This is a genomic window from Mycobacterium sp. MMS18-G62 (assembly GCF_053877835.1).
Genome location: NZ_CM132662.1, coordinates 2,464,541 through 2,478,733 on the forward strand (window position 1 = coordinate 2,464,541; position 14,193 = coordinate 2,478,733).

16 protein-coding genes and 1 pseudogene are annotated in these 14,193 nt (G+C 66.4%); 13 read left to right on the forward strand and 4 right to left on the reverse strand.

Features of this window, described 5'->3' with window-relative positions:
* The first annotated feature begins 22 nt into the window (after positions 1–22).
* The 4 genes and pseudogenes from ACWW36_RS12315 to ACWW36_RS12330 form a co-directional block, all read left to right on the forward strand.
* On the forward strand, positions 23–769 hold the full coding sequence (locus ACWW36_RS12315) for a phosphoglyceromutase (RefSeq protein ID WP_456141808.1): 747 nt from the start codon (positions 23–25) through the stop codon (positions 767–769).
* Positions 770–887: 118 nt separating this feature from the next.
* The gene (locus ACWW36_RS12320) at positions 888–2,066 is read left to right on the forward strand and encodes a sensor histidine kinase (RefSeq protein ID WP_456141809.1); all 1,179 of its coding nucleotides are present in this window, start codon (positions 888–890) and stop codon (positions 2,064–2,066) included.
* 8 nt (positions 2,067–2,074) lie between these two features.
* Entirely contained in the window at positions 2,075–2,761 is a 687-nt protein-coding gene (gene regX, locus ACWW36_RS12325) for a two-component sensory transduction protein RegX (protein ID WP_456141810.1), read from the forward strand.
* Between the two features lie 259 nt (positions 2,762–3,020).
* Positions 3,021–3,788 (forward strand): annotated as a pseudogene (locus ACWW36_RS12330) (glycosyltransferase 87 family protein); the annotation flags it as partial.
* Between the two features lie 282 nt (positions 3,789–4,070).
* On the opposite strand, the gene ACWW36_RS12335 reads toward ACWW36_RS12330, so the two are convergent.
* Both ACWW36_RS12335 and ACWW36_RS12340 read right to left on the reverse strand, forming a co-directional pair.
* Entirely contained in the window at positions 4,071–4,370 is a 300-nt protein-coding gene (locus tag ACWW36_RS12335; protein ID WP_456141811.1) for a YciI family protein, read from the reverse strand.
* Entirely contained in the window at positions 4,367–5,143 is a 777-nt protein-coding gene (locus ACWW36_RS12340) for a hypothetical protein (protein ID WP_456141812.1), read from the reverse strand. Before ACWW36_RS12340 ends, ACWW36_RS12335 begins: the two co-directional genes overlap by 4 nt.
* 33 nt (positions 5,144–5,176) lie before the next feature.
* On the opposite strand from ACWW36_RS12340, the gene ACWW36_RS12345 reads away from it, so the two are divergent.
* From ACWW36_RS12345 to ACWW36_RS12385, 9 genes are all read left to right on the forward strand, one after another.
* Positions 5,177–6,178 (forward strand): Ppx/GppA phosphatase family protein, encoded by a 1,002-nt coding sequence (locus ACWW36_RS12345; RefSeq protein ID WP_456141813.1) that lies wholly within the window; start codon positions 5,177–5,179, stop codon positions 6,176–6,178.
* Positions 6,175–7,206, forward strand: coding sequence for a hypothetical protein (locus tag ACWW36_RS12350; RefSeq protein WP_456141814.1), 1,032 nt, complete (start codon positions 6,175–6,177; stop codon positions 7,204–7,206). Before ACWW36_RS12345 ends, ACWW36_RS12350 begins: the two co-directional genes overlap by 4 nt.
* Positions 7,207–7,234: 28 nt before the next feature.
* The gene (locus ACWW36_RS12355) at positions 7,235–8,080 is read left to right on the forward strand and encodes a sugar phosphate isomerase/epimerase family protein (protein ID WP_456141815.1); all 846 of its coding nucleotides are present in this window, start codon (positions 7,235–7,237) and stop codon (positions 8,078–8,080) included.
* 45 nt (positions 8,081–8,125) lie between these two features.
* A complete protein-coding gene (locus ACWW36_RS12360; protein WP_456142462.1) occupies positions 8,126–8,905 on the forward strand; it encodes a thioesterase family protein in 780 nt (259 codons plus the stop codon).
* Between the two features lie 30 nt (positions 8,906–8,935).
* Complete coding sequence (proC, locus tag ACWW36_RS12365) at positions 8,936–9,808, forward strand: pyrroline-5-carboxylate reductase (protein ID WP_456141816.1); 873 nt, start codon at positions 8,936–8,938, stop codon at positions 9,806–9,808.
* A 140-nt stretch (positions 9,809–9,948) separates the two neighbouring features.
* A complete protein-coding gene (locus ACWW36_RS12370) occupies positions 9,949–10,212 on the forward strand; it encodes a helix-turn-helix domain-containing protein (RefSeq protein WP_015304597.1) in 264 nt (87 codons plus the stop codon).
* A gap of 125 nt (positions 10,213–10,337) precedes the next feature.
* Positions 10,338–10,439, forward strand: coding sequence for a 30S ribosomal protein bS22 (locus ACWW36_RS12375; RefSeq protein ID WP_003402602.1), 102 nt, complete (start codon positions 10,338–10,340; stop codon positions 10,437–10,439).
* Between the two features lie 29 nt (positions 10,440–10,468).
* Positions 10,469–11,557, forward strand: coding sequence for an SDR family oxidoreductase (locus ACWW36_RS12380; RefSeq protein ID WP_456141817.1), 1,089 nt, complete (start codon positions 10,469–10,471; stop codon positions 11,555–11,557).
* A gap of 33 nt (positions 11,558–11,590) precedes the next feature.
* The gene (locus ACWW36_RS12385) at positions 11,591–12,667 is read left to right on the forward strand and encodes a lysophospholipid acyltransferase family protein (protein ID WP_456142463.1); all 1,077 of its coding nucleotides are present in this window, start codon (positions 11,591–11,593) and stop codon (positions 12,665–12,667) included.
* 18 nt (positions 12,668–12,685) lie between these two features.
* On the opposite strand, the gene ACWW36_RS12390 is transcribed toward ACWW36_RS12385, so the two are convergent.
* Positions 12,686–13,225, reverse strand: coding sequence for an FAS1-like dehydratase domain-containing protein (locus ACWW36_RS12390; protein WP_456141818.1), 540 nt, complete (start codon positions 13,223–13,225; stop codon positions 12,686–12,688).
* Positions 13,226–13,277: 52 nt separating this feature from the next.
* The gene (locus ACWW36_RS12395; RefSeq protein WP_456141819.1) at positions 13,278–14,162 is read right to left on the reverse strand and encodes an HAD family hydrolase; all 885 of its coding nucleotides are present in this window, start codon (positions 14,160–14,162) and stop codon (positions 13,278–13,280) included.
* Positions 14,163–14,193 lie beyond the last annotated feature (31 nt).

Below are 14,193 nucleotides of genomic sequence, written 5' to 3' on the forward strand. Positions count from 1 at the left end.
AGTCATGAGAGGATCGGGCGTCATGGGAGATGCCACGCTAATCCTGCTCCGACACGGCGAGAGTGACTGGAACCAGAAGAACCTGTTCACCGGCTGGGTCGACGTCGACCTCACCGAAAAGGGCAGGGCCGAAGCGGTCCGCGCGGGTGAGCTGATCAAGGAGTTGGACCGCCAGCCCGACGTGCTGTACACGTCGCTGCTGCGACGGGCGATCAACACCGCCAACCTCGCGCTGGATGCGGCCGACCGCCACTGGATCCCCGTGCACCGCGACTGGCGCCTCAACGAACGCCACTACGGCGCGCTGCAGGGCCTGAACAAGGCCGAGACCAAGGAGAAGTACGGCGAAGAGCAGTTCATGGCCTGGCGGCGCAGCTACGACACGCCGCCGCCACCGATCGAGGCGGGCAGCAAGTACAGCCAGGACACCGATCCGCGCTACGCCGACATCGGCGGCGGGCCGCTGACCGAATGCCTCAAGGATGTCGTCGAACGGTTCGTGCCGTATTACGAGAGCACGATCGTGCCCGACCTCCGGGCAGGCAAGACGGTGCTGATCGCCGCCCACGGCAACTCGCTGCGCGCGCTGGTGAAGTACCTCGACGGCATGTCTGACGAGGACGTTGTCGGGTTGAACATCCCGACCGGCATCCCGCTGCGCTACGACCTGGATTCCGAGCTCAAACCGAAAGTCATCGGCGGGCAGTACCTGGATCCTGAGGCCGCGGAAGCGGGCGCGGCCGCGGTGGCCGCTCAGGGCGCCAAGTAGTGCTCGACGGCAAACACTGGGTAAACGGCTACCGAACACCTGCGATTGCCCGTGTGACTTGTCCCGTTTTGGCCGCACGCTGCTGGGATGACGTTCACCGGGAACGTACGATTTTCGCGTGAGTGTGGTATCGGCACTGCTGCTCGCAGCGGTAGTCGCACTGCTCGCACTGGTAATCGGTGTCGGGTTGGGGGCGGGGCTAACACCCCGTCTGGCCGAACGTCGGCAACGCCAGGCCGCCGAGCAGGCCGGCATCACCGTGTCCCAGATGCTCGAACACATCGTCTCGCAGTCGCCGGTGGGGATCGTGGTGGTCGACACCTACCGTGACGTCGTCTACACCAACGACCGGGCGCGCGAGCTGGGCCTGGTCAAAGACCGGCTGCTCGACGACCGCGCCTGGCTGGCCGCGGAGCGCACGCTGGCCACCGGAGAAGACGGCGAGGTCGACCTTTCGCCGCGCAAGAAGACCAATCCCGGACGATCGGGCCTGTCGGTTCGCGGACACGTGCGGCTGCTGACCGAGGACGACCGACGGTTTGCGGTCGTCTACGTCGACGACCAGTCCGAGCACGCCCGGATGGAAGCCACCCGCCGCGACTTCGTGGCCAACGTCAGCCATGAACTCAAGACGCCGGTCGGCGCGATGGGTGTGCTCGCCGAGGCGCTGCTGGCCTCGGCCGACGACGCCGAGACCGTGCGCAGGTTCGCCGAGAAGATGCTCGCCGAATCGCACCGGCTGGCCAACATGGTCGGCGAGTTGATCGAACTGTCCCGGCTGCAGGGCGCCGAACGGCTGCCCGATCTGGAGGCCGTGGACGTCGACACCGTGGTGGCCGAGGCGGTGTCGCGCTACAAGGTAGCCGCCGACAACGCCGACATCGCGGTCACCACCGACGCGCCAACCGGCTACCGCGTGCTGGGTGACCAGCCTCTGCTCGTTACGGCGATTGCCAACCTGGTGTCCAACGCAATCGCGTACTCGCCCAATGGATCTCCGGTGTCGATCAGCCGCCGCCGCCGGGGCAACAACATCGAGATCGCCATCACCGACCGCGGCATCGGCATCGCCCGCGAGGACCAGGAGCGGGTGTTCGAGCGGTTCTTCCGCGTCGACAAGGCACGTTCGCGTGCCACCGGCGGCACCGGACTCGGCCTGGCGATCGTCAAGCATGTCGCCGCCAATCACAACGGATCCATCCGGCTGTGGAGTCAGCCGGGAACGGGATCGACTTTCACCTTGTCGATTCCGGCCTATCCCGATCATGAAGATGAATCGGACGAGCGAGAGGACTAGCCAGACCAATGACCAGCGTGTTGATCGTGGAGGACGAGGAGTCCTTGGCCGATCCCCTGGCCTTTCTGCTGCGCAAGGAGGGCTTCGAGGCCACCGTGGTGGCCGACGGCCCCTCGGCACTGGCCGAATTCGAGCGGGCCGGTGCCGACATCGTCCTGCTGGACCTGATGCTGCCGGGGATGAGCGGCACCGACGTGTGCAAGCAATTGCGTTCCCGCTCAAGCGTTCCCGTCATCATGGTGACGGCACGCGACAGCGAGATCGACAAGGTCGTCGGGCTCGAGCTCGGCGCCGATGACTACGTGACCAAGCCGTATTCCGCCCGCGAGCTCATTGCTCGCATCCGGGCGGTGCTGCGGCGCGGCAGCGACAGCGACGACTCCGGCATCGGCGACGGTGTGCTCGAAGCCGGCCCGGTTCGGATGGACGTGGAGCGTCACGTCGTCTCCGTCAACGGCGAGCAGATCACCTTGCCGCTCAAGGAGTTTGACCTGCTCGAGTACCTGATGCGCAACAGCGGACGCGTGCTCACCCGCGGGCAGCTCATCGACCGGGTGTGGGGTGCCGACTACGTCGGCGACACCAAGACGCTCGACGTTCACGTCAAGCGGCTGCGCAGCAAGATCGAGGCCGACCCGGCGAACCCGGTGCACCTGGTCACGGTGCGCGGTCTCGGCTACAAGCTCGAAGGCTAAGCCTCCGACGGTCGAACGTTCCTTACCGGCATCCCTGGGAGCCGTTCACAACTAGCTCGTCTATTGTCGGGCCTTTGCAACACAGGGCCGACACAGCGGACGACGACGAGTGACAACGCAGACCACATCAGATATCAAAGACCACAATTTCATCACCCCGTGGGTGCGTCATGGCGGCCCGGCGGTCGCGGCGGCCTCGCTGCTGACATACGTCGCCGTGTATCTGCACTGGCCGACGCTGCGGCTGCAGATCGACGCGATGGTGTACCGGTTCGCCGCTGAGCGCCTGCTGGCCGGGCTCGACCTGTACTCGACGGGTTTCACCGGCAAACCCGACGAATTGCTGTTCATCTACCCGCCTTTCGCGGCGATCTGTGCGATTCCGCTCGCGCTGCTCGACCGGGTCTCGGCGCAGTTCCTGTGGCTTCTCGGCATGGTTGTCGCATTGACGTATGCCGTCGTGCGGATGCTGAAATCGGCGGGTATGCAGGCCGGTGCCGGCCTGTTCAGTCTCACGGCGCTTCTGGTGGGTGTGACCGCCTGGCTCGAGCCAGTGCGGCTGACAGCCGAACTGGGGCAGATCAACCTGGCCCTGCTCGTGCTCGTGCTGGCGGATCTCCTCACGCCGAAGCAACGCAGGTGGGCGGGCGTCGGCATCGGCGTGGCCGCGGGCATCAAGCTGACACCGGCGTTGTTCATCGTGTACCTGCTGGTGACCCGTCGGGTCCGTGCGGCGCTGGTCGCCACCGCCACGCTCGCGGCCACGGTTGCCCTCGGATTCGCCATCGCGCCAAGCGATTCCGTCACGTTCTGGTTGCGCGGCCGCTTCGACGACGTGAACCGCATCTCGCATGACCCGCTCGCGAACACCAGTGTGCGCGGCTTGTTTCTGCGTATGCATTGGTCGCCCTCGCTCGCCACGGTCGTCGCGGTGGCGGTTGCGGCCCTCGCCGTCGTGATCGGAGCCGTCGCGTATCGCCGCGGCCAGAGCGTATTGGCCGTTGCCGTCGTCGGGATGGCGTCGGCCGCCGCGTCGCCGTTCAGCTGGAGCCACCACTGGGTGTGGTTCGTGCCGTTGGTCGTTCACCTGGGGTATCGCGCGTACGTTCACGGCAGCCGGATCGCCGCCGCGGCCATGTGGCTCGTGTGCGCCTTCGTCGGCGGCTGGTTCGTTTCGGTCGCCGGCGACACGCCACAGGCTGGTGTCATGTCGCTGCGGCCCGGCCGCATCTGGACCGAAATACTGCCCGCCACTTATGTTTTCGTCTTCGCCGCCGTACTGCTCGGTGCGGCCGTGTGGCTGTGGTGGTTAACCCGTTCGGCCGCCCATGATCTCGAACACCTCAAAGGTGTTGACACCGGCGGTAACCGACGGGTCGCGCTCGCCGATCGCCAGCACCTCGGCGCGGTCGGCGGCGCGCAGCACGCCCATGCCCCATACGCCCTCGGGGTCGGCGACTGGTCCGTAGACCACGACTCGACCCGCGCTCAGTAGGTTCGCCCAGTACGTCATGTGAAGCGTCATCGCGTGCCGTTCCTCGGCGGTCATCGTCTGGGCGAAGTCCGCTCGCGGCGGGACCAGCCGGAACAGAAACAGCGACTCGCTCATTCGGCCAAACGGGTCGCGGGGTGCACCGCGATCAGCCCTAAAGCGCTGCGGCGCTTGCACATTGCGGCCAGCTCGGCATAGGCCTTCTCACCGAGCAGCTCGGTGAGCTCGGGCGCATACGACTCCCAGACCTGCTTGGCTCCGACGTGCGCGGCAGGGTCCCCGGTGCAATACCAGTGCAGATCAGCTCCGCCCTCGCCCCAGCCCCGCCGGTCGTATTCCGTTATCCACGTCTTGAGGATCTCCGAGCCGTCCGGCCGTTCCACCCACTCCTGGGTGCGGCGGATCGGCAGCTGCCAGCACACGTCGGGCTTCATTGTCAGCGGCTCGACCCCGAGCTTGAGCGCCTTGCTGTGCAGCGCGCAGCCGATGCCGCCGGGGAAGCCGGGGCGATTGAGAAATATGCAGGCGCCCTTGTATTTTCGGGTGCGAAGGTTGGGCTTGTCGTCGTATTCATCCATTTCGAGGTAGCCCTTTTTGCCCAGCCCCTTGTCGCGGAACTGCCAATCCTCGTCGGTCAGCTGCTTGACGGCGTCGTCGAGCCGGGCGCGATCGTCCTTGTCGGACAGGAACGCGCCGTGCGAGCAGCAGCCGTCGTCGGGCCGCCCCTCGACCGTGCCCTGACACGCGGGTGTGCCGAACACGCATGTCCAGCGCGACAGCAGCCACGTCATGTCTGCGGCGATCAGATGCTCTGCATTGTCGGGGTCGTAGAACTCCACCCATTCACGGGCGAAATCCAATTCCACCTCTCCATGATGCGATGCGCTCACGGAACACAACGGTAGACCCAATAAGGTGGTGACGTGCGATTAGGCGTGCTGGATGTCGGCAGCAATACCGTCCACCTCTTGGTGGTCGACGCGCGTCGCGGCGGGCATCCGACACCGATGAGTTCCACCAAGGCGTCGCTGCGGCTTGCGGAGGCGATCGACAACTCAGGCAAGCTGACTCGCAAGGGCGCCGACAAGCTGATCAGCACGCTCGACGAGTTCGCGAAGATCGCCGCCAGCTCCGGCTGCGCCGAGTTGATGGCGTTCGCCACCTCGGCCGTGCGTGACGCCACCAACTCCGAAGACGTACTCGCCAGGGTGCTCGCCGAAACTGGCGTGGCGCTGCAGGTGCTCAGCGGCGTCGACGAATCCCGGTTGACGTTTCTGGCCGTGCGCCGCTGGTACGGCTGGAGCGCCGGCCGCATTCTCAACATCGACATCGGCGGCGGTTCGCTCGAACTGTCCAACGGCGTCGACGAGGAGCCCGATGCCGCTCTGTCGATGCCGCTCGGGGCGGGCAGGCTCACGCGCGAATGGCTGCCCGACGATCCGCCGGGCCGGCGTCGTGTGGCGATGCTGCGAGACTGGCTGACCACCGAGTTGGCCGACGCCGGGGCCAAGATGCTCGAGGTCGGCAGCCCGGACCTGGCCGTGGCGACGTCGAAGACCTTCCGCTCGCTGGCCCGTCTCACCGGCGCGGCGCCCTCCGGTGCCGGTCCGCGGGTCAAGCGGACACTCACAGCGACCGGCCTCAGGCAGCTCATAGCATTCATCTCTAGGATGACCGCGGCTGACCGTGCGGAGTTGGAGGGGGTGAGTGCCGAGCGGGCGCCACAGATCGTCGCCGGAGCTTTGGTAGCTGAGGCGAGCATGAAGGCTCTTGGCGTCGACAGCGTGGACATCTGCCCCTGGGCATTGCGAGAAGGGCTGATTCTGCGGAAACTCGACAGCGAAGCGGATGGAACTGCCTTGGTCGAGACGTCCGTACGGGATCCTGGACGAGAAGTAACGAGGCCCAAAGGCAACACACGATGACTGGACCAGAAGATAGCCACAGCAGCACGCGACCGATTTCGGTCGCGGAGTTGCTGGCGAAGAACGGCACTATCGGTGCCCCGCCCGTCGGCGGCCGGCGCCGGCGCCGTCGTGGCAACAGTGACGCCGTAACCGTCGCCGAGCTGACCGGCGAAATCCCGATCGTCACCGATCGCGACGTCGAAGAAACGGCCGAGCCGGAACCGACGGCCCACGACGAGCACGCCGACGCGACCGGCCCCGTCTCCACGAACGGCGCCGTCGAGCACGTCGAAGAGGCAGAAGCAGAGGCAGAGGCTGCGCCGGCCGACGAATACGACGAGGTCGACGACGCCTACGCCGACGCGGTCGCCGACTACTCAGCGCACATCGAGCAGCGGGACGCCGAGCAGGACCCGGTGGATTTCTTCTCGCCTCCGCGCCGCCCGCATTACGCCCACGCCGCCCGCCGTTTCCGCCCCTCTGTCGGGGTGGGCGCCGAACAGATGAGCCCGGATCCCGTCGTCGACGACGACGAGGACGTCGATGCCGGAGCGGACCTCATCGAGCCGCCCGAGATCGAGGACGTCGACACCGCGACCGCAGTCGAGGCGCGCGATCGTGACGAGCTGCCGTCGTATCTGCGGTCGAGTCAGGGGCCGTTGTTCGGCGGCCAGACGGTCGCCGACGACCTGGCCCGCCGCGGTGCCGCTCCTACTCCGGAGGACATCGACCTCGAAGACGCGGAAACGCAAGAGGACGCGCACACCGCCGCCCCTGCGGGAATGTCGTCGTTCCTGCGCGGCGCGTTGATCGTCGGGCAGTGCATCATCGCGGTCGCATTCGGAGCGGGCCTGTTCGTCGCGTTCGATCAGCTGTGGAAGTGGAACAACATCGTCGCGCTGGTGTTGTCCGTCCTGGTGATCCTGGGCCTCGTGGTCGGCGTGCGGGTAGTGCGCAAGACCGAGGACATCGGCAGCACGCTGATCGCGGTGGCGGTCGGCGCGCTGGTCACCCTGGGACCGTTGGCGCTGCTGCAATCGGGTTAAGAAGCCGACAGACGCCGAATTAGACCCAGTGCGCCCCGCCATCAAGGTTGGTCTGTCGACGGCCTCGGTCTATCCGCTGAGGACCGAGGCCGCCTTCGAATACGCCGCCCGGCTGGGCTACGACGGTGTCGAGCTGATGGTCTGGGCGGAGGCGGTCAGCCAAGATATCGACGCCATCGAGCAGTTGTCGATTCAGTACGACATGCCGGTGCTCTCCGTGCACGCGCCGTGCCTGTTGATCTCGCAGCGGGTGTGGGGTGCCAACCCGATCCCGAAGCTCGAGCGAAGCGTGCGCGCCGCCGAACAGCTGGGCGCGCAGACCGTCGTCGTGCATCCGCCGTTCCGCTGGCAGCGCCGCTACGCGGAGGGCTTTTCGGAACAGGTGATCGAACTCGAGGCGTCCAGCGACGTGATGGTCGCGGTGGAGAACATGTTTCCGTTCCGGGCGGACAGGTTCTTCGGTGCCGGCCAGACGTCCATCCAGCGGATGCGTAAACGAGGCGGCAAGCCTGGGCCGGGCATCTCGGCGTTCGCGCCGTCCTACGACCCGCTGGACGGCAACCACGCGCACTACACGCTTGACCTGTCGCACACCGCGACGGCGGGCACCGACGCCGTCGACATGGCCCGCCGCATGGGTGACGGGCTGGTGCATCTGCACCTGTGCGACGGCAGCGGCGCCTCGACCGACGAACATCTGGTGCCAGGCCGCGGCACCCAGCCCACCGTCGAGGTCTGCGAAATGCTTGCCGGGAGCGACTTTTCCGGTCATGTGATCCTCGAGGTGACAACGTCGGGCGCGCGCACCGCGACCGAACGTGAAGCGCTGCTGACCGAGTCGCTGCAGTTCGCCCGCAAGCATCTGTTGCGCTGAATCGATCGAAAGGAAACCGTGGGCTCCACGCTGTTCACCGACGCCATGGCGCTCACCCCCGTGGGAGACGGCGCGTATGACGGTGTGCTGAACGAACATTGGACAATCGGGCCCAAGGTGCACGGCGGGGCGATGCTGGCGCTGTGCGCCAACGCCGCCCGCATCGAGCACGGTGGAGATGTTCAGCCGATCGCTGTTTCGGGCAACTTTTTGTGGGCGCCCGATCCGGGGCCGATGCGGGTGGTCACCACCGTGCGCAAGCGAGGCCGCCGCGTCAGCCTCATCGACGTCGAACTGAATCAGGGCGAGCGCACCGCTGTGCGCGCCGCCGTCACTCTCGGCGACCCCGAACATCATGTGCCGCCGCTGCTCTCGGTCAACCCGGTGGTTCCGCTGATGCAGCCTGAACCTCCGCCGGGCCTCGAGCCGATCGGACCGGGCCATCCGATGGCGGACATCGTCCACCTGGCTCACGGATGCGATATCCGGCCGTCGCTGACCACATTCACACCTCGCAGCGACGGCGGCCCACCGATCATCGAGTACTGGGTGCGACCGAAGGGCGTCGCGCCGGACGTGCTGTTCGCGCTGCTGTGCGGCGACGTGTCCGCCCCTGTGACGTTCGGCGTGAACCGGACGGGCTGGGCGCCCACGGTGCAGCTGACGGCGTATCTGAGGGCCCTGCCCGCCGACGGGTGGCTACGCGTGTTGTGCACGACGGTGCAGATCGGCCAGGACTGGTTCGACGAGGACCACATCGTCGTCGACTGCGAGGGCCACATCGTCGTGCAGAGCCGTCAGCTGGCAATGGTGCCCGCGCCGTAACGTCGTCTCACGTCTGCAATGCTTTCCCGCATGGCCAGAATCGCGATCATCGGCGGTGGAAGTATCGGCGAGGCACTGCTGTCCGGGCTGCTGCGGGCAGGACGGCAGGTCAAGGACATGGTGGTCGCCGAGAAGTTCCCCGACCGCGCGAAATACCTGTCCGAGACGTATTCGGTGTTGGTGACCACGGTGGCCGACGCCGTCGAGACCGCGACCTACATCATCGTCGCTGTGAAGCCCGCCGACGTGGAGACCGTGATCGGCGACCTCGCCGATGCCGCCGCAAAGGCCGAAAGCAATTCGGCCGAGCAGGTTTTCGTCACGGTGGCGGCCGGCGTCACCACGGGGTACTACGAGGCGAAACTGCCGGCCGGGTCGCCGGTCATCCGGGTGATGCCGAATGCACCGGTGGTCGTCGGTGGGGGAGTCAGCGCGCTGGCGCGCGGCCGGTTCGCCACCCCTGATCACCTCAAGGAGGTGTCGGCGATTTTCGACGCGGTCGGCGGCGTGCTGACCGTGCCGGAGTCGCAACTCGACGCGGTCACGGCCGTGTCTGGTTCGGGGCCCGCCTATTTCTTCTTGATGGTGGAGGCGCTCGTCGACGCCGGCGTCGCGGCCGGCCTTTCGCGTTCGGTGGCCACCGATCTGGTCGTGCAAACAATGGCCGGTTCGGCCGCCATGTTGCTGGAACGCCTCGATGAGGCGCAGCCCGCCGGCGACGCGGCGATGGGCACCGCGATGGACACCACGGCCGCCCAGCTGCGGGCCACCGTTACCTCACCGGGCGGCACTACGGCGGCTGGTCTGCGGCAACTCGAAAAGGGCGGTTTGCGGGCAGCGGTCGCGGACGCCGTCGACGCCGCGAAAAGGCGCTCTGAGCAGCTAGGAATTACATCAGAGTAATTAGGGAATTTCCAACTGATTAGCCCACACCCGTCGCAGTAACCCCACCTGCCACGCTATTCTCCCAGTGGTAAGCACGGGTCGGGTGCCAGCGGTGGGGAAGCCGCTGGGACTGCCCGTGCCTGAAGGATTGGGTTGCGATGACGTCTATGAACGGGCCATCGGCGCGGGATTCGGCTAGTGGAAAGTCGGCGCGCGACGCCGGACCCACCGACGGCCAGCCGCCACGAGCTCAATTTCTCACCGTCGCCGAAGTGGCAAGCCTGATGCGGGTCAGCAAGATGACGGTGTACCGGTTGGTGCACAACGGCGAGTTGCCCGCTGTCCGGGTTGGCCGCTCGTTCCGTGTGCACGCCAAGGCCGTCCACGACATGCTGGAGAGCTCATACTTCGACGCGGGTTAGGCGGCAGCGTCCGCTCTTCGCGCAAGCGGCTCATCGCCAGACGCGTTTTTCGTTTACCTAGGCCGCCCAGGTAAGGTGACCGGGTCAGTCAACTTTGTTTTGAAGTAGCGGAGACTCCGGAGTTAATGGGTTCAGTCATCAAGAAGCGACGCAAGCGCATGTCGAAGAAGAAGCACCGCAAGCTGCTTCGTCGCACGCGGGTGCAGCGCAGAAAGCTCGGCAAGTAGCTTCGTGCCTCGGCCGCTAGGCTGACCGAATGGATTCTGGGGGCGAATCGAGCGGTCCCGAGTCGCGGGACACCGTTCACTATCCGAAAGTCGTTCTGGTCACGGGAGCGTGCCGTTTTCTGGGCGGCTACCTGACCGCCCGCCTCGCGCAGAACCCGTTGATCAACCATGTGATCGCGGTCGACGCGATCGCGCCGAGCAAGGACCTGCTGCGGCGGATGGGCCGCGCGGAGTTCGTCCGCGCCGACATCCGTAATCCGTTCATCGCCAAGGTCATCCGCAACGGCGACGTCGACACGGTCGTGCACGCCGCCGCGGCGTCGTACGCGCCACGCTCCGGCGGTCGGGCAGCGCTCAAGGAACTCAACGTGATGGGCGCGATCCAGCTGTTCGCGGCGTGCCAGAAGGCGCCGTCGGTGCGCCGGGTCGTCCTGAAGTCCACTTCCGAGGTGTACGGCTCGAGTTCACGCGATCCCGTGATGTTCACCGAGGACAGCAGTGCTCGCAGGCCACCGGGTGACGGTTTCGCCCGAGACAGCATCGACATCGAGGGCTACGCGCGCGGGCTGGGCCGGCGCAGGCCCGACATCGCCGTCACGATTCTCCGGCTGGCCAACATGATCGGCCCTGCGATGGATACCGCCTTGTCGCGGTATCTGGCGGGACCGGTGGTGCCGACGGTCGTCGGGCACGACGCGCGCCTGCAGCTGCTGCATGAGCAGGATGCGCTGGGTGCGCTGGAGCGCGCGACGATGGCGGGCAGATCGGGCACCTACAACGTCGGTGCGGCCGGCATCATCATGATGAGTCAGGCGATCCGGCGCTCGGGTCGGATTCCGCTGCCGGTGCCGCGGTCGGCGCTGTGGGCAGTGGATTCGCTGTGGCGCGCAACTCGCTACACTGAAGTGGATCGTGAGCAGCTCGACTACTTGAGCTACGGCCGAGTCATGGATACCGCACGGATGCGAAACGACCTAGGCTATAGCCCCAAGTGGACGACAGCGGAGGCTTTCGACGATTATGTGCGTGGTCGAGGATTGACTCCGATCGTCGACCCGCGATGGGTACGCTCAATGGAGAGTCGCGCCGTTGCAGCGGCGCAGCGGTGGGGACGTTAACGAAAGACTCTGAAATCGGGTGGGGAGAAGGTACTGAGCGTGGCGGGCGAGCCTAAAGCCAAAGTCATTCCGCTGCATTCCAATTCGGGTCGTGCCAGTGCCCAGCGGCGTGCCGCCAATCAGCGTGCCGAGAGTTCGCGCCGACATCCCTCGCTCCTCTCAGACAACGGCGGCCGCGCTTCCGCCGAGCAGATCGCTGCCGTCGTACGGGAGATCGACCAGCGGCGCGGATCCGTCTCAGGCGCGGGAACGGCCGACGAGACGCCCTCCGAACTCGCCAAGCGGATCGCGTCGGTTGCCGAGTTCGTCCGCAAGAGGATGATGGGCGACTACACCGTCGACGAGTTCGGCTTCGATCCACACCTCAACAGCGCTATCTTTCTGCCTTTGCTGAGGGTCTTCTTCAAGTCGTGGTTCCGCGTCGAGGTCAGCGGGATCGAGAACTTGCCGGAGTCCGGGGCCGCATTGGTGGTCGCCAACCACGCCGGCGTGTTGCCGTTCGACGGGTTGATGACGTCGGTGGCCGTGCACGACCATCACCCGACGCACCGGGATCTGCGGCTGCTGGCCGCCGACATGGTCTTCGACATGCCGATGGTCGGCCAGGCGGCGCGCAAGGCCGGCCACACCATGGCATGCACGTCCGACGCGCACCGGCTGCTGGCCGCGGGCGAGCTGACCGCCGTATTCCCCGAGGGGTACAAGGGCCTGGGCAAGCACTTCAAGGACCGCTACAAGCTGCAGCGGTTCGGCCGCGGCGGGTTCGTGTCGGCCGCGTTGCGGACCAAGGCACCAATCGTGCCGTGCTCGATCGTCGGCTCCGAGGAGATCTATCCGATGATCGCGGACGTCAAGCTGCTCGCGCGGCTGCTCGGCCTGCCCTATTTCCCGGTCACTCCGCTGTTCCCGCTGGCCGGTCCGGTCGGCATGGTGCCGCTGCCGTCGAAGTGGTACATCCAGTTCGGCGAGCCGATCTCGACCGAGGAGTACGACGAGTCAGCCGCTGACGATCCGATGATCACGTTCGAGTTGACCGACCAGGTTCGCGAAACCATCCAGCAGACGCTGTATCAGCTGCTGGCCAACCGGCGAAACACTTTCTTCGGCTGAGGTTCTCGCCGGGAAGGGTTAGTTCTTTTTAGAGCTTTGCCCAGCAATCATTTTCGCGATCGCGGCGTCGCGGGCGGCGGCAATCTGAGCGCTTATCTCGTCGGCTTCGGTGTCGGACTGTGCCTCGCCCATCACGGTGACGATGCTTGTGAGCACCGGCTTGCCGTCGGCGTCGGTCACCTCGCCGCGGATCTCGGTGACCACCGCGCCGTGCGACTCGGTCACCGAATCGAGATACGAGTCGAAGTACAGCTTGTCGCCGGCCACGATCGGCCGATGGAAGGTGATCTTCTGGTCGCGGTGCAGCACCCGCTCCATGTTGATCGGCACGTCGAACTGGTTGAAGATCTCCAGCTGGACCTTGCGCCCTGCCACGGCGAGGAACGTCAGCGGCGCGATCAGCGCGTCATACCCGCATTCCTTGGCGGCGTCCTCGCTGAAATGGGCGGGATGCTCGTCCTTGATCGCCCGGGCGAACTCACGGATCTTCTCCCGGTCGACCTCGAAGTAGTCGGGGTACCGGTAGTGGGTGCCGATGATCTCTTCAGCGATGGCCATCTGGTCGTTCTTCCCCTCCAGGTGTTAGCGGCGCGAGCCTATCAGCGGCGACTCAGCTGCCATCCTGCCTGCGGGAAACGATTGCAGCCAAAGCCCCGCCGACCGCGCCGAGCGCCAGCGCCGACGGCACGCCGATGCGGGCCGCCTTGCGGGCAGTCCGGAAATCGCGGATCTCCCAGCCCCGCTCGCGGGCCAGGTCGCGCAGGTCGGCATCGGGGTTGATGGCGACGGCCGTGCCGACCAGCGACAGCATCGGCACGTCGTTGAAGCTGTCCGAATACGCGGTGCAGCGGCGCAGGTTCAGGCCCTCGCGGATGGCCAGCGACCGCACTGCGTGCGCCTTGCCGGTGCCGTGCAGGATGTCGCCGACCAGTCTGCCGGTGAACACCCCGTCGACCGATTCGGCGACGGTGCCCAGCGCCCCGGTCAGCCCGAGCCGCTTCGCGATCGTGGCGGCCAGCTCGTAGGGCGTCGCGGTGACCAGCCACACCTGCTGGCCGGCGTCCAGATGCATCTGTGCCAGCGCGCGGGTGCCTGGCCAGATCTTGTCGGCGATGATCTCGTCGTAGATCTCCTCGCCGACCGCCATCAGTTCGGCCGTCGAGCGGCCCTCGATGAACGCCAGCGCCTTGGTCTTGCCTGCGGCCACGTCGTCGCTGTTCTCCCGGCCGAGAAGCTGAAACTTGGCCTGCGCGTAGATGAAGCGGCCCATATCGCCGTACGTGAAGTACTTGCGCGCGGCCAACCCGCGGGCGAAGTGCACCAGAGACGAGCCGTGCACCAGCGTGTTGTCGACGTCGAAGAACGCCGCGGCCGTCAGGTCCGGCGGCGGTGCAGGCGGGGTGGCGACCGCCTCGGCGGCAAGATCGGTGACGGCCGCCTCCGCGCTGGCCTCGCCGGCCAACTGTTGTTGGGCCGCCTCCTCCGTATCGGACACGAATCAACCCTAAGTCACGGGGTGCGCATAC